The organism is Chitinophaga eiseniae, from assembly GCF_012641265.1.
Classification (GTDB): Bacteria; Bacteroidota; Bacteroidia; order Chitinophagales; family Chitinophagaceae; genus Chitinophaga; species Chitinophaga eiseniae_A.
In genome coordinates this window covers 128,303-148,944 of record NZ_JABAHZ010000003.1, presented here as the reverse complement: position 1 = coordinate 148,944, position 20,642 = coordinate 128,303, and the positions used below count along the sequence as shown (strand labels likewise).

The window sequence follows — 20,642 nt, the reverse complement described above, 5'->3', positions numbered from 1 at the left end:
CATGAGAAAAAGAAACATCTTAGTAAAAGTGTGCTGCCTGTTACTGGCGGTTTGCCTCTTCCCACGGGGCATACAGGCGCAGAACAGCCCCCGTACCATTAAGGGTAAAGTGGTGGATGCCACGAGCGGAGAAGCGTTGCCAGGCGTTTCCATCTATGCCGGCAACAAAACAATCGGCACTACCACCGGTACGGATAATATTATTGAAAATATCAGTATCGGCGCTATCACCAACGAAAAAGGAGAGTTTACCCTGCAGTTATCAGATTCACTGAAAGTGAAACAACTCACGGTCAATTACATGGGATATGAAACTAAACTGGTCACTATCACGGCCAGCAATCATTATCAAATTGCCCTGGGTTCTTCCTCCAAAAACCTGAGTGAATTTGTATTTACCGGTTATCAAACCATCCGTAAAAACAAGTCTACCGGTGCTACAGATAAGGTCAGCATGGATAAAATTGAAATGGGTGGAGTAATGAGTGTAGAACAAATGCTCCAGGGACAATTGTCTGGTGTGGCCAATACCACGCTTTCGGGCGCTCCCGGTCAGGCGGCCAAAATCCGTATCCGTGGTACTTCTTCCCTGCAGGGTACACAAGACCCGTTGTGGGTAATAGATGGACTTCCGGTAGAAGGTACCAACCTGCCCAAACTGGAAGACGCCAAAGCCATTGATCAGCTGTATACTTCGTCCATAGCCGGCTACAGTCCTGCAGATATTGAAAGTATTACCGTATTGAAAGATGCAGCGGCCACCGCTATCTATGGTGCCCGCGCCGCAAATGGCGTGATCGTAATCACTACCAAAAATGGTCGTAAAGGTGAGCACATGACGGTGAGCTACCGCAACAATTTCACCGTCACCAAAAAACCAGACCTGGGCCGTCTGAACCTGATGAATAGCCATCAGAAGGTAAACCTGGAACTGGATCTCTTTACTTCCGACTTTAAATACCTGCCGGATAATGGAGAAGTATCCCGCATCCTCAGCAAATACGGCGTTACGCCGGAAGACTTGTCGGCTAAAGGGTTCGAAGGTATTGATGCAAATGCGCGGAATGAAATAAATGCCCTCCGTGGTATTAATACCAACTGGAATGACCTGCTGTTCCGCAGCGCGTTTACACAGGAACACAGCGTAAGTGTATCCGGTGGCGGTGATAAGTCGGCCTACTATTTCAGTGGTGGTTATTACGATGAAAAAGGTGCTACCATTGGTACCGGTGCACAACGGTATAACATCACCCTGAAAACAGACTACGACCTGTCAGATAAACTGAAGTTTTCTGCGGGTATTTTTGCCAATCAGCGTACCCAGTCTTCCTACCTGACGAATAGTTCCGGCAATACCAATCCTACGAGTTATGCCAGGGTAGCGAATCCTTACACACGGGCGGAGGATGAAAACGGGAAATATGTATATGACCGCAACGTGGTAGGCGATGTGGGCATACTGGATTTCAATGTGTTGGAAGAAAGAGCAAATACCAGCAATAGCATCAAAACGCAAGCTGTAAACACCAATTTTAAACTGGATTACGAAATCATTCCCCGCCTGCATATCAGCTCACAATTGGGTATACAGTCAGAGAATACCAGTTCAGAACAGATTGCATTGGAAAATACTTACTATATCCGGCAGCTGGCAGATCAGAAAACCCGTCGCGATCCGGTTACCAATGAAAGAGTAACTTACCTGCCTAAAGGAGGTATGATCAGCAACGGTCAGCAGAACATGCAGCAGTATACGCTGAAAACACTGGCTGAATACAGTTTTAACCTGAACAAAAAACATGATTTCAATTTCATGGCAGGCAACGAGCTGAGAAGAATTAAAGACAAGGGCATTACCAAAGTGGGCTATGGATATGATCCAAAAACATTAACTACACAGCCACCAAAGTATGCGAATGATAATGAAATACATTCGCTGTATAAAGACAGGAACACTTATACCGAGAATGCCTTTGTTTCTTTCTTTGGTACGGGTAGCTATACGTTGAATAACCGCTACACCCTGGGCGCCAGCATCCGTTTTGATGGCTCTGATTTATTTGGGGTAGATCCTAAATACAAATACCTGCCGTTATGGTCGGTGAGCGGATTGTGGCGGGTAATGGAAGAGCCGTTTATGAAAAACGTACGCTTCCTGGATATGTTGAATGTAAGGGCTTCTTATGGTTTACAGGGTAATGTGGACAAAAGCACGTCTCCTTTCGTAATAGGTACTTATGAAAATGTAGCCATCCTGCCGGGTAATCCTATACAGACGATTAAAGTAGGTACCCCTCCCAATGCCAAGCTCAGATGGGAAAAGACGATCAATAAAAATATCGGAGTTGATTTTGCCGTGTTGAAAAACAGGGTGAATGTAACGGTCGACTACTACCAGCGTCATGGTAAAGATCTGATCAATGCCTTAGCCTTACCACTGGAAACCGGTTTCCAGACACTGAATGTAAACTGGGCCGAAATTGAGAATAAAGGGGTGGAAGTAAGTATCAGTACCCGTAACATTACCCGCAAAGATTTCCGTTGGAGTACTGATTTCAACTTCTCCTATAACAAAAATACTGTACTGCGGGAAACCCTGCCGGATAACGCTTACTTCCCTTCCCGGGAAGGCGCGGCCATTGGAACGATCTGGGGGCTGCCTTATGCGGGTATCAATGAGCATGGTATGATCATGGTGAATTACCAGGGAAAGACAACATCCTTATCGGAGCTGCTGCAGCTGCAGGACGATTTTGCGGGTGATCCTGACCTGGGAGGATTGTTCCCCTATAGCAACCTCACCAACGAACAGCAACGTAACCTGTTCACCAATATGGGAACCAGCGATCCCCTGTATACAGGTGGTTTCAATAATAACTTTACCTATAAGCAATTTGACCTGTCTATTGGTTTGATGTTTAACCTCGGACAAAAAGTGCAGATACAGCCGCCTTATAGTCCGTTTGTGTATAACCGTGGTACCAATACCAGTACGGCTATCCTGGATCGCTGGACGCCGGCTAATCCTCATGGTAAATATCCTGCCCTGTTTGGCAACGATGCCACCACACCGGAAGAATTGAAGCTACTTGGCAATTGGTTGGCAGATAAGACATATCAATATAACAGCCTTGGATTGTGGGTAAGAGATGGCGGCTATGTAAGAGTGCGCAACATTACATTGGGTTACCGTTTGCCGGATGAAATTGGAAACAGGATCCGGATGAAAGGCTTAAAGATAACAGCGGAGGCCCGCAATCCATTTGTGTTTGCTAAAAACTATGATGGATATCTTGACCCCGAAACAATGGGTAATATGTATGCACAGCCTGTTCCTAAAACATTCACCATCGGTCTTAACGCCACTTTCTAAAATTTGATAACAACATGCGTAAAATCATATATACCACGGGGGTAGTAGTAGCGATGGCCATATTACCCTCCTGCAAAAAATACCTGGATATTGTGCCGGTAGGAAAGGTTATTCCTACCACCGTAGAAGATTTCCGTAAAGAACTGGATGCCGGTTATGCGCTGTCAGACCAGGACAAAGGACTGGCTGCTTATCGCGGAGATGAGATCCGGGTAAATGAATCCAGCAGTGGAGATGTGAACCAGGTCTTTAATAGCTTCACCTGGGATGAAAACGGTTCTTCAACGGGCAATACCTACAATTGGAGATCAAAATACCAGCAGATTTTCTACGCCAATCATATCATAGCGGCCGTTCCTGCCGCTACTGGTGGAACAGATGAAGAAAAAGACCAGTTGATAGGTGAAGCCTACCTGATGCGGGCCTACGTACATTTCAACCTGGTAAACCTTTATGGGAATGCGTACAATGAAGCAACGGCTGCTACCGATAAAGCTGTACCGGTGGTGACGGCAGTAGATGTGGAAAAGGTATCCCGCAGGAATACCGTGAAAGAAGTGTACAACCAGGTATTTGCTGATCTGGACAAAGGGATGTCGCTGATGAATGTAGATAATTATCCCACAGCGCAATCGTATAAATTCAGCAAGGTAGTCGGACAAGCTATGGCAGCCCGTGTGTACCTGTATACCCACCAGTGGGAGAAGGCACTGACAGCGGCTAAAGCGGTGATGGGCCAGAAAAATACCCTGATTGATTTTAATACCAGTACGGTGTTGCCTACCCTGTATAATGCGATTGAAACCATACAGGCCCGGGAACTGATTTATAATACCGGTACCTCCCGGGCTATGATTGTTTCTGATAAACTGTTTTCCCTGTACAATGCTACCGGCGATTTGCGCCTGCAGCTATACTATGGAAAAGATAGTAAAGGAAATAACATTATTAAGAAGATCAGTGATAATAATAGCTATCGCCAGTCTTTCCGCGTAGGAGAAATCTATCTCACTGCCGCAGAAGCAGCGGCCCAACTAAATCAGCCAGACGTGGCCCGCACTTACCTGAACCAATTGAAACAACATCGCCTCACGCCGGCATTCTTCGCTACAGAACAAGCACGTATAGCTGCCTTAACGGGCAAAGACCTGCTCAACGAAATATACGATGAAAGGGCCCGTGAACTGGCTTTTGAGGGGCATCGCTGGTTCGACCTGCGCAGAACTTCCCAGCCGGAGCTGGTACACAAACTAAAGGGGAAAATATATACCCTGAAAGCAGGTGATCCCCGCTATACCATCCAGATTCCATTGGAGGCGTTAGCGAATAATCCGTTGCTGAAAGAGTAGCAATGGGCTTAAAGATAAAAAAGCAGGCCATCTTACACGTGAAGATGGCCTGCTTTTTTACGACCTTTAGGTAACAGAACTGCCAATATGCCCAGGTATATTACTGTAACGTCACTACTGAACAAAACAAAGAAACGGGATCCCTGGTTCCTGGATGATTATACCATCAATCCCTACAGCGGTTGTGCCTTCAACTGCCTGTACTGTTATATCCGCGGTAGCAAATACGGCATCAACATGGCAGAAAAATTGTCGGTGAAGGAAAATGCGATCCCAATCCTTCGCCGGCAACTGGCTGCCAGGGCAGCTAAACACCAACAGGGCATTGTAGTACTGTCGTCCGCTACCGATCCTTACCTGCCCATAGAGGAAAAAGAAATGCTGACCAGGCAGATCCTGGAGTTGCTGCTGGAATACCGGTTCCCGGTACATATCATCACCAAATCGCCCCTCGTAGTACGCGACCTTGACCTACTCCACCGCATCAACGAAAACGCCGTTTTACCCCCTGAAATGCAATCATACGCTCATAAGGCGTTCATTACTTTCTCTTTCAGTACCATCGACCCGGTAATGGGTAAACAATTTGAGCCGGGAGCTCCCGCCCCGGAAGAACGGCTACAGGCCCTGCAGGTATGTGCCAACACCGGTTTTATGACGGGGGTAAGCCTCATGCCGCTGTTACCGTTTATTACCGACCGGCCCGAGCAACTGTCACGCATGTACGCTGCCTTTAAAGACCATGGCGCCCGGTATGTATTTCCTGCCTCCCTCAGCCTATGGGGAGAGAAGGAGGCCGACAGCAAGCCGCTGATGCTTCAAGCTATTGCACAGTACTATCCTTCCTACAAAACCTGGTACCAGCAGTTGTTTGCGCAGCACAGCTCCGTGCCCGCCGCCTATAACGAGGCCTTACAGGCCGCAGCTGCCAGCATGGCGGCCACTTATGATCTTCCTGCCCGGATACCTTTTAAGTAGGGATCCTTAAAATTTATTTGTTTAAACTTGTTTTCCCTCCCGTAAAACAATATTTTAGTTCTGTTAATTTTAAAACCCACGTATATGCGTAATCTAAACAACCGTCGGGAATTCCTGCGTCAAATGGGGTTATACACCATGGGGCTGGGCATGTTACCCGCTGTACTGGCAGCCTGCAATGAAGGAAAATCCACTGACAAAAAAGATAAAGACAGCACCGCCGCCAGGGGCGATGATGCTACCGCTGCCGCCAAAGAATTATTCTTCAAAATTTCCCTGGCAGAATGGTCATTCCATAAAGCATTGTTTGCCGGAAAGATGAACCACCTCGATTTTGCTTCCCGCGCAAAAAATGAATTCGGTATCCAGGGCATTGAATATGTAAACCAATTTTTCAAAGACAAAGCCAAAGACCAGGCCTACCTCACCGAAATGAAAAAGCGAGCCGACGACCTCGGCGTACGCAGTGTGCTCATTATGTGCGATGGAGAAGGAGAGATGGGCGATGAAGATGTAAAGAAAAGATTACAGGCCGTGGAAAATCACTACAAATGGGTGGAAGCCGCCAAATTCCTGGGTTGCCACGCTATCCGGGTAAATGCAGCCGGGGAAGGCGATCCGGCGGAAGTAGCCAAAAGAGCGGCGGAATCACTCGCTAAACTGGCCACTTTCGGAAAAGAACACGATATCAACGTAATTGTGGAAAACCATGGCGGTAACTCTTCGAATGGTAAATGGCTGAGCGGCATCATGAAAACCGTAAATATGCCCAACTGCGGCACGCTGCCCGATCTGGGTAATTTCTGTATCAAGAGAAGTAAACCTGAAAACAATACCCCCGAAGCCTGGGCTAAAACCACCTGCCTGGAAGAATACGACCGTTACCAGGGAGTACAGGAACTGATTCCTTTTGCAAAAGGGGTAAGCGCTAAAACCTACGACTTCGATGCAGCAGGCAACGAAACGACGATCGACTATAAACGCATCTTGCCTATTGTGAAAAATGCAGGATTTACCGGCTTTATAGGCATTGAGTATGAAGGCGAGAAATTAACAGAAGAAGAAGGTATCCGGAAAACGAAAGAGCTGCTCTTGAAAGTAGGAGCAACGATATAAAAAGAGCGGCGCTGTTACCAACAGCGCCTCTTTCTTTTAGAAGGTAATGGTAGCCTTGTTGTTACTGATCTTATATTTGAAGTGCTGTTGTTCACCCAGGTTGCGTAACACCTCTTCAAGCGTAGCATGAAAAAAGCGGGCATCGGTGATCACCGGCGCTTTAGAGGCATCTCCCTTCATTTCCACTTCTACCCCAAACCAATCTTCCAGTACCCTCGAAATAGCCATGGGATTGGCGTTGCTGATGGTCAGCGTATCCGATAACCAGGTTTCCAGTTCCTCCGGATGATAGGTTTCCTTTTCCATCAGGTCTATTTCGTTATTGGCCAGGATCATTTGTCCGCGCTCCAGTACTTCCGGTTGATTGTCGGTAGGAGAGTGGTAAGATTTGCTTACCCTTATTTTTCCATGAAGCAGGTATACGGTAGCGCCATGTTGACTGGCAAAAGAGCGCATTTTAAAAGCGGTGCCCAGTACGGTAGCTCTCAACTTATCACTGGTAACGGTAAAGGTATCGCTGGAAGGTGTTACGTTAAAGAAAGCATCGCCATCCAGTATCACCGACCGGTTACCCTGCCCGTAGTTTTCCGGTACATCCAGTACCGATGCGGCGTTCAGGATCACCTGCGAACTGTCGGGCAGTGTTACAACGGTGCGCTGACCGGTAACGCCCTTATGCGTAGTGTATTTAATACCCGGTGTTTGCAGGGTAGCGTTGTTATGGGCCGGCTCGGCCGGTTTACAGCTGCTGAATGCTATTCCCCCCGTGAGCAACACGACAAGCATAGGTTTCCAGGACGGCGTACAGGAGATAGTATCAGATTTAAATAGCATATTCCGGGAATTTTGTATGTAAGAGAAAAGGCCTAAAATTAATAAAATAAACAGCGGCAAAAAGGTATGCTTAAACAATTTCTGAGAAGCAATAGACAATATCTGATAACGCTGTTAAAAAGATATGCTGATATTATAATGATTTTTGGCTGGAAGCTATACGCACCCTAACTTTGCGGCCCATGGAAAAGCAGCTATCTTTATCTTTTGATAATACGGCTATTGCATTTGAGGCAAAGACCGACCACGCACTGAAAAAAGCCAACTTTCTCTTTAGTAATATCGGGAAACCCTGGTTGGTAAAATTCGGCTCCGTGATGACTCCCATCGCCTTTAAACTAAGGTTACCCATTCAAGGGATCATCAAAAACACCATCTTTTCACAATTTTGTGGAGGGGAAAGCCTCGAGGAAGCGGCCACAACAGCTCTGCAGCTGGGCAACTACCACGTTGGCGTAGTGCTGGACTACGGCGTAGAAGCAATGGAGGGGGAAGATAGTTATGATGCTGCCGTACCCGAATTTATCCGTGCCATTCAATATGCTGCTACCAGGCCGGATATTCCTTTTATCGCAATCAAAGTAACCGGTTTTGCCAGGTTTGAGCTGTTGGAGAAAGTACACCGCAAGGAAACATTAACCACCGCAGAACAGGAAGAATATGCCCGCGTTCGCGGCCGTGTACGCGCCATCGCAGAAGCCGGCGCCAAACATAATGTAGCCATCCTTATAGATGCAGAAGAGTCCTGGATCCAGGGGCCGGTAGATGAACTTACCGATGAAATGATGGCCTTATTTAACAAGAACAAAGTAATTATATACAATACTTTCCAAATGTATTGCCACGACCGCTATGCTTTCCTGCAGGTATCGCTGGCAAAAGCCCAGGAAAAGGGTTACCTGTTGGGCGCCAAACTGGTACGGGGCGCCTACATGGAAAAAGAAAATAAACGGGCTGCGGAAAACAATTATCCCACCCCCATCCAACCCAGCAAAGCTGCTACTGATAAGGACTACGATGCTGCCGTGAAATTTTGTATCGATAACATCGATAAACTGGCCGTATTCATCGGTACCCACAACGAAAACAGCTGCATGCTGGCGGCACGTATGCTCGATCAGAAAGGAATATCTCATAATCATTCCCATGTAAGCTTTTCACAGCTGCTGGGGATGAGCGATAATATCACTTTCAACCTGGCGCACGCCGGCTATAACGTCAGCAAATACCTGCCCTATGGCCCGGTAAAAGAGGTAATGCCTTACCTGCTCCGCAGGGCCCAGGAAAACACTTCCATCGCCGGACAAATGGGCCGTGAACTGGGATTGATCAGGAAAGAAATGAAGCGGAGGGGACTGAATTAAGCTGCGCCTGTAGAACTATAAAACAACAAAGCCGCAAGTGGTATCTATACCAGCTTTGCGGCTTTGTTATTTTATAACTCCTGTGTAGCTATCTCATCACTGGTTACTTTCATTCTGTGGCAACGGATACCTGGCCCATACGTCATCGCCGGGACGGTCAATAGGAAGCTGGCTTAACCGGCCATATCTTCTCATATCAATCCAACGGTGCCCTTCCATGAAAAGGGAGTAACGCCGGTTGTACAGCAGTTCATTAATCAACGCATTGAAGGTGACTGCACCTGCATAGGGAGTCAGGTTATGGGATACCCGTATCCTGTTCAACGCTACAATGGCATCAGGGAAACTGCCTGTCTGGATCTTGGCTTCTGCATAAATTAAGATCAGCTCCTCGTTACGGATAATACTAACGGGAGCGTTCAGGGAACTCCAGATAATCACATCGCGGTTGCCGGTTAATCCGCTCTGGCTGGCAGATGAATTACGCAACGCCGTTTTGGTGGATAACCGGTCATCGTTTGGTAAAGCATCGGTAACAAAGGCAGGATGAGCTACTCTTACTTCCCCGTTACCATTTGGTGGCAGGAACAATGTATTGGCGATATCGCCTCCATTGGTGGAAAAAGTATGATATACGCCGTCATTTAAGGGGCCGTTCAGGTTGAGGAAGGATTCGTTCAATGCTGTCAGTGCGGCCGTCCAGTTTTTGCGATAAGTATAAATCCTTGCAGCGATGGCCCGGTTGAACTTTAACAGCCCGGCAGCATTACTGTAGTTACCAAAACCGGATAGGGGGAATATGACTTCGGCGCCTGTCAGATCTGCTTTACCATCATCCAGGAATTTCAGCGCCGCATCCATCACTGCTCCGGGATCGGTGATAATCGGACCTATCGGCGAGCCGTTGGGTTGCGGTATGCGGGCGCCATTGGAGTCCGTCATGTTAATATTCAACAAAAGCTGATAGCCGATAATGGTTTTGGCAAAACCGGTAAAGGCCTTCTTTTGGGCATCTGTTGCCACGGCACTTCTGGTATTCTTAACGGCATCCAGCAGAATAAAGCACTGCCGCATTACCTGGTAACGGGAGTTCCAGGGATTAGTGAGATAAAAGGTATTATTGTCCAGCACCTTTGTTCCGGCACCGAGCAAGTCGGTCGTATAACGCGGTTCTGCACCCGAGAAACGATAGATTTCCCGGCCAATAACACCCAACCCATCCAGGTATACAGCCATGTTAAAACGCATACCGGATTCGGCTCCGGTAACCAGGTTAAACAAATCACTTTTGGAAGGGTCGGCCGTAATTCCCGCTACCACCGGTGTATTTAAGCTGTTGATCTCTCCCTTCTGACAAGCCGCAAAGCCCAGCAGAAAAAAGAATATCGAAATAATGGAAATATGTTTTTTCATATACAATGATTTTAACAGACAGATAATGATCAGAAATCTATACCAACATGGAAGCTGGCTCTCTTGGAAGCAGGGTACGGCGTTACGTCTACACCTGTTGATAACCCATTACTACCACGGCTTTGAGAGGTGGTAATTGTGTTGCTTCCAAAATTGGATACTTCGGGATCATATCCTTTGTATCTCGTCCAGGTAAAGAAGTTGTTCGCGGAAATACCTACGCGAATCGATTTGATCTTCTCTGTATTTTTTAGCGGAATACTATAGTAAAGGCCTATCTCACGGATACGCACGTACGAAGCATCCTGTACATAAATGGAGGCGTCGCCTGCATTCTGGCGGTAAAGGCCTGCCTTCATACCGTTGATAACATCGTCGTAGTCAACGGTAGTGGAGCCCAGGTCGGTCAGCAGCTCAGTGAGATTAATATTATCTCCGCCTTTTTTCCAGTGAATCAGGAAACGCAGGGAGAAGTTTTTAAAGATGGTGAGCTCATTGAAGAAACTCGCCTGGAATTTAGGCTCTGCGTCGCCAAGCAGTTTCAATTGACCTCCTACGTTACCTTTGATCTGCGTGGCAGGTTTGCCCTGTTCCAGGTAGAAAGTACCCAGTGAGTTACCAAATGCACCTATCGCAAAAGGAGGTATAATCAGTCGTGTTACCTTCGACCGGTTACGCCACCAGTTAAGGTTACTGGTCCACTTGAAATTAGGCGTATTCACCGGTATCACGGTAAGTCCCAGTTCTATACCCTGGTTTTTCAGGTCGCCACTGTTTTTCCACTCGGTGGCAAAACCGGTAGAACCGGGAAGGTTGTGACGCAGCAATACATCAGTAATGGTTTTGTCGTAGTAGGTGGCTTCCAGGCTGATACGACCTTTCAGCACACTGATATCCAGACCGGTTTCAAATTCAGCCTGCCTTTCCGGTTTGATCTGGGCATTTCCCTGTAAGTTATCTACCAGTACGCCCGGAAGGCCGCCGATATTGCTTCCCAACATGGCGGTAAATTTACTGCCGTAAGGAGGTACGTTACCTGATTGACCATACGCAGCCCGCACTTTCAGGTTATCGATAGCATCTACTTTCCAGAATTTCATTTTAGTAAGATTCCATGACACCGCTCCTTTAGGGAAGACGTAGTATTTCTTATAGTCGCCATTGTTGGTAGACCTGTCGAAACGCACACCCCCACTAATGGTAAACGCATCAATCAACGTCAATTCTTCCTGTACAAAGAAACCATTATCGCGGTATTTCTGGCGGAACTGCCGGGTAGTGGTGTTACCACTCGCGTCCAGGTTGCTTTGTCCGGATACCAGGTTGCTGGCGGATGTAACAATATTATCCATGAAACCGGTTTCCAGTGTAGCACCGGCACTGCTGGTTAAACTGATGTTTTCATTGGGAATAAATGTATTCACAAAAAATCCACCCCAGTTAGTATTGGAGCTGTTGGTGTTTCCCTGTATAGATTGTCCCAGCAAACCATTTTCTTCAAATTGCAGATCACGGGGAAACAGGGCCGCGGTTTTGAAATTGAAATAATCCAGACCGCCACGACCCACAAATTTGGTAGTGGAATGCGCACTTTGTTGGAATTTGATTTCAATATTGGCGCCACCCACAAAGCGATTGGTCAGCTCGTTGTTGATGATCCTGTCCCTTGTTTCCAACGGATTGGAAGCTGCAAAGGGGTTACGGGGATATTCACCGAGCGCATTGGGGTGCAGGTCTATGAAATCTGGCGTGGAAGAAAGTGCCACACCAAAAGTAACACCGTTATTATCATTGTTGGTAAGCCCTCTGTCGGAGGAAGAACCAATATAATTGGTGGTAACGCCGAGGGATATACGATCGTTTATCTTATGATCTACATTCAGGCGCAGGGAATTGTTGAAATACCCGGTGCCTTTGATAATGCCTTGTTCCTGCCGGCGGTTGCCGGAAAGGTAAAAGGTGGTTTTATCTCCACCGCCACTCACTGATACATTCGTGTTCAGCAAAAGTCCGGTTTGTCCGTACATTTCTCTTTCATAATCATAAATTTTTCCTGCGCTTTTTGCATCGTTAAACTGCGCTTTTAATGCCGCGCGTTTGGCCTGTACAGCAGGATCTGGGTTGTCGGCAGTACCTGCCAGGTCTGCAGCTGTTTCGGGCGTAAAGGTGCGTACCCCCAGCAGATGCCGTTCTTTCACGAAACCTGTTTCCTGGTTTATACTGATTTTAGTTTTCCCTGACTTACCCTTTTTTGTAGTGATGATAACTACGCCGGCAGCTGCTTTTGCGCCATACAAGGCGGAAGCAGAGGCGCCTTTCAGGATCTCTATGTTTTCGATATCTTCAGGGTTGAGGTCAGCGATACGGCTGGAGGGGTTATCCTGGTTATTCGGATTACCAGCGGTGGCCGCAGCGGTTACATCGTTGAGGCCCGCAGGAATACTGGCGCTGCTGAAGAAAACGCCGTCTACCACATACAGTGGCTGTGAATTACCGAATACGGAAGTAATACCACGCATTTTTACAGAGATACCGCCACCGGGAGCGCCCGAGTTGGCGGTGATCAATGCGCCGGGTATTTTACCACTCAGTGCAGCATCGAAGGTTTGTGCAGGCGCCACGCCAGTTAATTCTTTACCGGAAATAGTAGCTACCGCATTCGCCAGGTTGGCGCGCTTTACATTGGTAGCCAAACCGGTTACTACAATTTCTTCGAGACGTGCAAAGTCTTCCTCCATGGAAATATTAACTACAGATTGATCAGCTTTGATCGGGATGGTTTGGCTTTTATAGCCAGTATAGCTGACCAGTAAGCTGGTTGTGCCGGCTGGTACCACCAACGTATAATTACCGCTGGCGTCCGAAATGGTGCCTTTATTAGTATTGGGTACCCGCACGGTTACACCGGGAATAGGTCTGCCACTAACGGCATCCCTTGTTTTTCCGGTGATATTTTGTTGGGCAAATAATGCCAGGGTACTGCAAAGACATAGCAGTACCAGCAAGCCTGATTTTGGTAGAAGCATAGCTTGTTTGGTTTATAAAATGATGATGTGATGAAATAGGTTATCTTATCATAGAGCTGATAGCAGATTTAATAATGAAGTAAATAGTAATTCCTGATTTTGGTTGCTAATTATAGCTGATTTTGTTGCCTTGGTTATGCAGTGAAGTGGTCATGGTCATTGAGGTTTTCCGCACATACTTCCTGCAAGCCTTCTCATTAAGCCAGTCTCGGTAAGTCGAATACTAAGCAGTGAACAAAATTTACGTGATTTATACGTATCTACCGTTTTTTTCTTTGACTGGAATACATTATATTTTTCATCCGTAAACTTTGTAAATTGCAGCCTTATGGATCAGTATTTATCATTATTACAACATATTATCCGTGACGGCGCAGTGAAAACGGACCGTACCGGAACCGGCACTACGAGTTGCTTTGGCTACCAGATGCGTTTCAATTTACAGGAAGGCTTTCCATTAGTAACTACCAAGAAATTACATCTTAAATCAATTATATACGAACTGCTCTGGTTTTTAAGAGGCGATACCAATATTGCCTGGCTAAAAGAGCATGGCGTAAGTATCTGGGACGAATGGGCTGATAAAAATGGCAACCTGGGCCCTGTTTACGGTAAACAATGGCGTAGCTGGGAAACCCGCAGCGGGAAGGTGATTGACCAGATCACAGAAGCGGTCAACACTATCAAAAACAACCCCGACTCCCGCCGTATTATCGTCAACGCCTGGAACGTAGGAGAGCTGTCTGAAATGGCACTCAGCCCCTGCCATTGCCTGTTCCAGTTTTATGTAACCCCGGCAGATAAAGAAAAAGGGGAGACCCGCGGAAAACTAAGCTGCCAACTTTATCAGCGCAGCGCCGACGTATTCCTGGGCGTACCATTCAATATTGCTTCCTACGCGCTGCTGACCATGATGATGGCGCAGGTATGCGACCTGGATGCCGGCGACTTTATACACACCTTTGGCGATGTACACCTGTATAGCAACCATATGGAACAGGCGCAACTGCAGCTGAGCAGGCAGCCATTCCCACTGCCGGTCATGAAAATCAACCCGGAAGTAAAAGACATCTTTTCTTTTACCTTCGAAGATTTCGAACTACAGGACTACCAGTTTCACCCCGCTATTAAAGCTCCGGTAGCTATATAACCTTTGCATATATGCGCATTTCTATCATCGTAGCAGCGTCAGAAAATAACGTCATTGGTATCAATAACATGCTGCCCTGGCGCCTGCCTACTGATCTTAAATATTTTAAGGCCACTACATTGGGCAAACCCATTGTAATGGGACGCAAAACTTTCGACTCGCTCGGCAAGCCCCTCCCGGGCCGCCCTAATATTGTCATTACCCGGCAGGCTGATTATCACCCGGAGGGAGCATATATCGTTAGCTCTATTGAAGAGGGCATCGAAAAAGCCCGCTCTTTCGGAGGCGACGAATTGTTTATCACCGGCGGTTCACAAATCTTCGAACAAGCCTGGGCCAAAATAGATCGCATTTACCTCACCCGCGTATATGCAGTGGTACCTGGCGATGCTTTCTTCCCGCAAATCGATGGTGGCGAATTTGAACTGGTAAGTGATGAACGCCACGAGGAAGATGAGAAGAATCAATACCCCTTCTCTTTCCAGGTATGGGAAAGAATATAGGACTGCTAACGTTGACGGCTATTTGAAAATAACGGTGCCCATACCGTTGGTCAGTTCTTTTTCCAGGGCATTCAAATGCTTCTGCATTTCCAGGCAGGCAATGATCTGCTCCATTTCAGTGGCCTTTTTCGCCTCTTCCTGGTTTTCGTGGATCAGCTTTTTGATCTTGCGTAGTATCAGGTAATTGGTGGTAGAGATGGTATCTCTCAGGTAGGCATTATCGCCATATACGGTATCAATCTCAAAGCGGTCTTTCCAGTTAATGCTCAAATCTGCTTCTTTATCTTCCAGGATATTGGCAATTTGTTTGGACAAAGTCTGATCTTCATGATACAGGAACCAGCGCTTATCCTGCAAATTTCCCGCATCATACAGCGCTTTATATTCTCTCAAAATTCTTTTTACCAGCTCACTTTCTGCCAGTGCTTCAAAGTCGTACGGCAGATGAAACACATAATCTGCTACAGTACTGTTTTCTTCTTCACTGAAGGGCTTATCCCCGAAGCGCAGTAATATTTTTACCAACTCCTTTTCCTGCCGTTCATGCCCGTTGAGCAGCGACTCTACAGAGATGCCGGTTTCTGCGGCTTCCATGGCAGCTATCGCCTCTTCGCTGAGGGCATCATCGTCTGGAGCTGGTTGGTTGCGGGCATGGGCCTGTTCGCGCTTAACGAGCCGGTCGCGGATAAATTTATTGACCAGCTGGATCAACCCCTGTTCGTCGATATGCAGCAACTGGCTGCATTGGCGGATATAATCCTGCTGCCGCGTAAAGTCTTCCGCCTTATCAATCTTGGAAATAGTTTCGGCAATTTCATTTACCAGCTGCGACTTTTTAGTACTGTCGCTGCCGGCTTCCTGCATGCTCAGCTGCAGCTTAAACAGCACGAAGTCCTGCTTATGCTCCCGGATAAACTCCCGGAAAGCGGCGGCGCCTATTTTTTGTACGTAACTATCCGGGTCTTCTTTATCTGGCAGCAGTACCAGCTTTACATTCAGACCTTCTTCTATAGCCATATCCAGGCCACGGAGTGCTGCCTTTACACCGGCGCTATCCCCATCATACAGGATGGTGAGGTTGTTCGTATATTTCTTGATGAGCCTTAACTGGTCCTGTGTGAGGGAGGTACCGCTGGAGGCCACCACGTTTTCCACGCCGGCCTGGTGCAATGATATTACATCGGTATAACCTTCTACCAGTAAGCATTCGTTCTGCTTATCTATCGCATGCCGCGCAAAGTAAGTACCATACAGTACCCGGCTTTTTACATAAATCTCATTCTCGGGGGAGTTGATATACTTGGGCGCCCGGTCTGATTTGGCTCCCAAAATACGGGCGCCAAAGCCCAGGATCTTACCGGACTGGTTATGTATAGGGAAGATAACACGGCCCCGGTAATTGTCGGCGGGCTGGTCATTGCGAATGGTGACCAAACCGGTTTTTTGCAGGTATTCCAGGTTGTAACCCTTATCCAGTGCCGACTTTGCGAAAGCGTCGAAGGTGTTCAGGCAATATCCCAGCTGGAACTTTTTGATCGTTTCTTCCGTAAATCCCCTTTCTTCAAAATAGCTCAACCCGATATTTTGTCCCTCTTCCTTGTTGAATAAGGTATCGGTGAAATACTCCCGCGCATAGTTGTTGATGATAAACAAACTATCCGCCATCAACTGGTACTGCTTCACCTCCGGACTCACCTCGGTTTCTTCCAGCTCTATCTGGTAACGTTGGGCCAGCCAGCGCAGGGCTTCTACATAGGAGTATTTTTCATGCTCCATGATAAAGCTGATCGAGTTGCCGCTGGCGCCGCAGCCAAAACACTTATAGATTTCTTTACCGGGAGACACGGTGAAGGAGGGCGACTTCTCATTGTGAAACGGGCACAGACCCAGGTAGTTGGCGCCCCGTTTTTTTAATTTAACGAAGGAACCCACTATATCCACAATGTCTATGCGGCTGAGGATCTGCTGTATGGAGTTTTGAGATATCACGGTTCAGTCAATGCAACTGCAAACATACCTAAATTCTGGCTTTTCCGTATATTTGGTAGATTATAAACTAGCCAAATCAATCTTATTTATCAGATGAAAGAAGTATTTATAGTTGCTACTGCCCGTACGCCCATTGGATCGCTCAATGGCGCGCTGGCGGGTATTCCTGCAACGCAGTTAGGTGCTACCGTTATCAAAGCAGCCCTCGAAAGAGCCGGAGTAGCGGCAGCAGCGGTAAACGAAGTATATATGGGTAATGTACTCAGTGCTAACCTCGGACAGGCGCCTGCCAACCAGGCCAGCCTGGCGGCGGGGATCCCTAATACGGTTCCCTGTACTACCGTGAATAAAGTTTGTGCCTCCGGGATGAAAGCCATTATGTTGGGCGCACAAAGTATCATGCTGGGCGATAACGACGTGGTGGTAGCCGGTGGTATGGAAAATATGAGCGCTGCTCCCTATTACCTGGATAAAGCCCGTACGGGTTATAAACTCGGGCATGGCAGCGTAATAGATGGTATTATCCGCGACGGCCTGTGGGACCCTTATAAAGATTTCCACATGGGCAATGCGGCGGAATTATGCGCTACCGAATATCATATTACCCGGGAAGACCAGGATGCATATGCTATCGAAAGCTATAAACGCGCAGCAAATGCCTGGGAAAAGGGATACTATAACGCAGAAGTAGTCCCTGTGCAGGTGCCTGGTAAACAGGTAGTAACCGTAGCAGAAGATGAGGACTACAAGAAGGTGATTTTCGAAAAAGTACCTGCCCTGAAGCCAAGTTTCCAGAAAGATGGTACCATCACAGCCGCCAATGCCTCCAATATCAATGATGGCGCCGCCGCTGTGGTATTGGTAAGTGGCGAAAAATTAAAAGAACTGGGCCTGAAGCCGCTGGCGAAGATTGTCAGCTTTGCAGATGCCTCCCAGGCGCCGGAATGGTTTACTACCACGCCGGTAAAAGCGATTAACAATGCATTGCATAAAGCAGGGTTGAAAGTAAGCGATATGGACTATGCCGAAGTAAATGAAGCATTTTCCTGTGTCCCTATTGCCAATGCGAAAGACCTGGGCCTCGCTATGGATAAGGTGAATGTATGGGGTGGCGCCGTAGCGATGGGGCACCCTATTGGTTGCAGTGGTGCCCGTATCGTGGTAACCCTCAATGCCATCCTGCATCAGCAGAATGCCCGCTATGGCGTAGCCGGTATCTGTAACGGCGGTGGTGGCGCCAGCGCTATTATCATCGAAAAAGTATAAAATAACGGAAAGCCGTCTCTATTCAGTAGAGGCGGTTTTTTTTGAGATAAAAAATACCGATCGGTATTTTTTATCTGCACTTTAATTACCTTTATACCTGCAAAAAAACGACTCATCATGGAAACGGTTAATTACGATGTGGTGGTAATCGGTGCAGGCCCCGGCGGCTATGTATGTGCCATACGGGCGGCGCAGCTGGGATTCAAAGTAGCGTTGGCAGAAAAATACGACGTGCTTGGAGGTACCTGTACCAATGTTGGCTGCATACCCGCCAAAGCTTTATTGGACAGCTCGGAGCATTATCACAAGGCGGCGGTACAATTTGGTACCCATGGTATCGACCTGGAGGGATTGCATCTCAATTTTCAGCAATTTATTCAACGGAAACAGGAGGTGGTGAAGCAAAATACTTCCGGGCTGGTATACCTGATGAAAAAGAATAAGATAGCGGTGCACCACGGTTTGGGCAGTTTCGTCAATACACACCAGCTAAAGGTGGGGGACCAGGTATTGCAGGGGCGGTACTTTGTTATTGCCACCGGCTCCAAGCCGGCTTCTTTGCCGGGTATCACCATTGATAAGAAAAGGGTCATTTCCTCCACAGAAGCGCTGTCATTACCTGCGCAACCGGCATCTATGATCATCATCGGTGGTGGGGTGATTGGTGTGGAAATGGCTTCGGTGTATGCCCGCATTGGCACCAGGGTGACCATCCTGGAATACGCCGGCAGCCTCATTCCTACGATGGACCAGGAACTGGGGAAAGCCTTGCAGAAATCGCTGGCTACATTGTCGATAGATATCCGGTTGAATTGCCAGGTGCAATCGGCCGTAAATACCGGTAATGCCGCAGTGGTAGGGTATCTCGACAAAGACGGCCAGCAGCAGGAGCTGACGGCCGATTATTGTATGGTGGCGGTAGGTCGCCGTGCTTATACTGCCGGCCTGAACCTGGCAGCGGCAGGTATTGAAACAATGAAGAGCGGGAAGATACCGGTGAATAAAACCTTACAAACATCTGCTCCACATATATATGCCATCGGCGATGTGATAGAAGGGCCCATGTTGGCACATAAAGCAGAAGAGGAGGGTACCCTGGTGGCAGAAGTAATAGGTGGATTAACGCCGCATCTCAATTATAACCTCATTCCCAATGTAGTGTACACCTGGCCGGAAGTGGCGTCGGTAGGCGCCACCGAAGAGCAATTAAAAGCCAGTGGCGTTGCCTACCGCTCCAGTAAATTCCCTTATATGGCCAGTGCCCGCGCCAGGGCTTCCATGGATACAGAGGGCTTCGTGAAAGTACTGGTAGCAGCAGCTTACAACGAGGTGCTGGGCGTACACATCATAGGCCCAAGAGCAGCTGATGTGATTGGCCAGGCCGCCGTGGGCATGGCGCACGAAACTACCGCCGAGGAAATGTACAGGATCTGTTACGCCCATCCTACCTATTCGGAGGCGCTGAAAGATGCTTTCCTGCTCGGGGCGGGAAAAAGTGCTATCAATATCTGATGCAACACCTGTTTATTCCGACAGTAAGAGTACGGTGTCTATTTTGTTGCCCGTTGTTTTCAGCAGGATTCTGACGCTGTCTTTGCCCCTTTTTTCCATTTTCAGGAAACCAGGCGCAGCTCCCGGCCGGATCACATCCGGCGTCAGCTTCTCAAAAAGCAAGTATTTATCTGCTATCAGGCTGTAAACGGGGTAGGTCGATAAAATGCTGGTGCTCTTGGTTTGCAGGGCAAAGTCATTGTCGATATCGTAACGCTGAAATTCGCTGTCAGACAACAGCGTAATAGCCGCTACCAGCGTGATGGTGCGCAGTGGGGGAATCAGCAATCCCAGTAACAGCACAAACGGAAACCCGAAAAAGCACAACAGGTAAGCATACCGGGCATCGTTATCTGGTTTGGCGAGTCCATATAACAACATACCGGTGCCGGCATACAGGGTAAAGAATACCCGCTCTGTTTGGGTGCCTTTAAAACCATAGTTGTTAAGCATCAGGAACAGGCATATCAGGCTGATACTACCCAAAAACAGGTGAAAGTACCACAGGAGCACCTGGACGACAGGCACTTTTACCTTTTTTATTTTACAGGATAGGGCAGCTAAAAAGCAAAGTGTCAGGATAGTAATCGTGATCATGACGATAAACGAGTTAGCAAGGGCTTCAATAAAGTTAGAAAATATAAATATATGTATTTTTATTAATTAATAAGCTACCATCCCTATATCATTGTCATAATAATTATTAATCGGGCGTTTACTTTGCTTTTTC

Annotated in this window: 14 protein-coding genes; 9 read left to right on the top strand and 5 right to left on the bottom strand. The window is 47.5% G+C overall.

From position 1 onward, the window contains the following. Position 1: 1 nt before the first annotated feature. The 4 genes from HGH91_RS14445 (at position 2) to HGH91_RS14430 (ending at position 6,816) form a co-directional block, all read left to right on the top strand. On the top strand, positions 2–3,373 hold the full coding sequence (locus tag HGH91_RS14445; RefSeq protein WP_168739273.1) for a SusC/RagA family TonB-linked outer membrane protein: 3,372 nt from the start codon (positions 2–4) through the stop codon (positions 3,371–3,373). A 14-nt stretch (positions 3,374–3,387) separates the two neighbouring features. Then, positions 3,388–4,722, top strand: coding sequence for a RagB/SusD family nutrient uptake outer membrane protein (locus tag HGH91_RS14440; protein ID WP_168739271.1), 1,335 nt, complete (start codon positions 3,388–3,390; stop codon positions 4,720–4,722). 87 nt (positions 4,723–4,809) lie between these two features. Further along, positions 4,810–5,700: an SPL family radical SAM protein gene (locus tag HGH91_RS14435; RefSeq protein ID WP_168739269.1), complete on the top strand. Its 891-nt coding sequence runs from the start codon at positions 4,810–4,812 to the stop codon at positions 5,698–5,700. Positions 5,701–5,784: 84 nt separating this feature from the next. Next, positions 5,785–6,816 (top strand): sugar phosphate isomerase/epimerase family protein, encoded by a 1,032-nt coding sequence (locus HGH91_RS14430; protein ID WP_168739268.1) that lies wholly within the window; start codon positions 5,785–5,787, stop codon positions 6,814–6,816. Between the two features lie 36 nt (positions 6,817–6,852). Here the strand turns inward: HGH91_RS14430 and HGH91_RS14425 are convergent, their stop codons facing one another. After that, positions 6,853–7,650, bottom strand: coding sequence for a FecR family protein (locus tag HGH91_RS14425; protein WP_168739266.1), 798 nt, complete (start codon positions 7,648–7,650; stop codon positions 6,853–6,855). Between the two features lie 182 nt (positions 7,651–7,832). On the opposite strand from HGH91_RS14425, the gene HGH91_RS14420 reads away from it, so the two are divergent. Next, positions 7,833–9,014 carry a proline dehydrogenase family protein gene (locus HGH91_RS14420; protein ID WP_168739264.1) on the top strand — a complete coding sequence of 394 codons (1,182 nt, stop codon included), beginning with the start codon at positions 7,833–7,835 and terminating at the stop codon, positions 9,012–9,014. Positions 9,015–9,110: 96 nt separating this feature from the next. On the opposite strand, the gene HGH91_RS14415 is transcribed toward HGH91_RS14420, so the two are convergent. Then, entirely contained in the window at positions 9,111–10,427 is a 1,317-nt protein-coding gene (locus tag HGH91_RS14415) for a RagB/SusD family nutrient uptake outer membrane protein (RefSeq protein WP_168739262.1), read from the bottom strand. Between the two features lie 29 nt (positions 10,428–10,456). Continuing rightward, the gene (locus HGH91_RS14410; RefSeq protein ID WP_168739261.1) at positions 10,457–13,453 is read right to left on the bottom strand and encodes a SusC/RagA family TonB-linked outer membrane protein; all 2,997 of its coding nucleotides are present in this window, start codon (positions 13,451–13,453) and stop codon (positions 10,457–10,459) included. 328 nt (positions 13,454–13,781) lie between these two features. On the opposite strand from HGH91_RS14410, the gene HGH91_RS14405 reads away from it, so the two are divergent. Together HGH91_RS14405 and HGH91_RS14400 are read left to right on the top strand one after the other, a co-directional pair. Beyond that, entirely contained in the window at positions 13,782–14,603 is an 822-nt protein-coding gene (locus HGH91_RS14405) for a thymidylate synthase (RefSeq protein WP_168739259.1), read from the top strand. 11 nt (positions 14,604–14,614) lie between these two features. Next, positions 14,615–15,106: a dihydrofolate reductase gene (locus tag HGH91_RS14400; RefSeq protein WP_168739257.1), complete on the top strand. Its 492-nt coding sequence runs from the start codon at positions 14,615–14,617 to the stop codon at positions 15,104–15,106. Positions 15,107–15,124: 18 nt separating this feature from the next. On the opposite strand, the gene dnaG is transcribed toward HGH91_RS14400, so the two are convergent. Then, complete coding sequence (gene dnaG / locus HGH91_RS14395) at positions 15,125–17,095, bottom strand: DNA primase (protein ID WP_168739255.1); 1,971 nt, start codon at positions 17,093–17,095, stop codon at positions 15,125–15,127. 93 nt (positions 17,096–17,188) lie between these two features. Here dnaG and HGH91_RS14390 point away from each other — a divergent pair, with 93 nt between their 5' ends. Both HGH91_RS14390 and lpdA read left to right on the top strand, forming a co-directional pair. After that, complete coding sequence (locus HGH91_RS14390; protein ID WP_168739253.1) at positions 17,189–18,361, top strand: acetyl-CoA C-acyltransferase; 1,173 nt, start codon at positions 17,189–17,191, stop codon at positions 18,359–18,361. A 117-nt stretch (positions 18,362–18,478) separates the two neighbouring features. After that, complete coding sequence (gene lpdA, locus HGH91_RS14385) at positions 18,479–19,873, top strand: dihydrolipoyl dehydrogenase (RefSeq protein ID WP_168739252.1); 1,395 nt, start codon at positions 18,479–18,481, stop codon at positions 19,871–19,873. Positions 19,874–19,885: 12 nt separating this feature from the next. Here lpdA and HGH91_RS14380 read toward each other — a convergent pair whose 3' ends face one another. Next, positions 19,886–20,509, bottom strand: a complete 624-nt coding sequence (locus HGH91_RS14380) for a hypothetical protein (protein WP_168739250.1) — start codon at positions 20,507–20,509, stop codon at positions 19,886–19,888. Positions 20,510–20,642 lie beyond the last annotated feature (133 nt).